1 protein-coding gene is annotated in these 1,217 nt (G+C 63.7%); it reads left to right on the forward strand.

From position 1 onward, the window contains the following. Window positions 1-53: 53 nt before the first annotated feature. Window positions 54-1,217 (forward strand): ISL3 family transposase (locus MnOB_RS28450; RefSeq protein WP_107504150.1); only part of this gene is annotated, 1,164 nt, incomplete at its 3' end.

Here is a 1,217-nt window from a genome sequence, read left to right on the forward strand (position 1 = left end):
GTGGGTAAATTGGCAGTCGCCAAACACACCAACCCCCACTCCCTGCTGCCGCCGTGCATCCTATTGATCTTACTGCTTTCTGGCCAGGCTACGCGGTCGTCGCCTGTCGCCAAGCCACTCACGACACCCTGCTAATCAGTCTTGAGCCCCTGGCCGAGCACTTACCGATTTGCAGCCGGTGTGCCAAGCCCAGTCCGTTGATCCACGAGCGGCGAATTCGTCAGGTGCGTGACCGTGACCTGCTGGATCAGCGTGTGCTGCTCCAACTGCCGGTGCGCCGCGTCGACTGCCTGGATTGTGGACGGGTGACCGAACGGATTGACTGGCTGGCGCCGGCGTCGCGCCTGACCCAGCGCTTGCGCGTCTGGCTCGAGGGCTTGCTGCAACTGTTGCCGATCAGCCACGTCAGCCGCCTCACCGGCCTGCACTGGCACACCCTCAAGACCCTCGATAAGCGCCGCCTGGAAGCCTCGGTTGGCGCGTTTGAGCCAGGCGAGGTGCGTCGGCTGGTGATGGACGAGTTCGCCCTGCACAAAGGCCATCGCTACGCCACGGTGATCATGGATGCCGAGCGCACGCAGGTGCTGTGGGTGGGGCACGGCAACAGCCGTGAGGCGATCCGCCCGTTCTTCGAATTACTCGGCGAGCACTGCCAGCAGATTGAGGCGGTGGCCATGGACATGAACACCGCTTTCGACCTGGAAGTGCGGCAGCACTGCCCGCAGGCCGAAGTGGTATACGACCTGTTTCATGTGGTGGCGCGCTACGGTCGTGACGTGATCGACCGTATCCGGGTCGACCAGGCCAACCTCCTGCGCGAAGACAAACCGGCGCGCAAGGTGGTCAAGCAAAGTCGCTGGCTGCTGCTGCGCAATCGCGAAAACCTCAAGGACGGGCAAGCCGTGCAGTTACAGGAACTGCTCGCGGCCAACCAGCCGCTGGCCACGGTCTATGTGCTCAAGGATGCTCTGAAGGAAGTCTGGTACGCCCCCTGCGTGCGGGAAGGCTGGCGGCGCTGGCGGGCCTGGCTGCGGCATGCCCGGGACAGCGGCCTCGCACCGCTACAGCGCTTTGCCCGCAACCTGCGCAAATACGCTCGGGGCATCCTCGCCAGTGCTCGTTTTCCCCTGCACACCAGTGTGTTGGAGGGCGTGAACAACCGCATCAAGGTGATCAAACGGATGGCCTATGGCTTCCGGGACTCGGCCTACTTCTTC

This window comes from Metapseudomonas resinovorans, assembly GCF_002003485.1.
In the GTDB taxonomy this organism is placed as follows: domain Bacteria; phylum Pseudomonadota; class Gammaproteobacteria; order Pseudomonadales; family Pseudomonadaceae; genus Metapseudomonas; species Metapseudomonas resinovorans_D.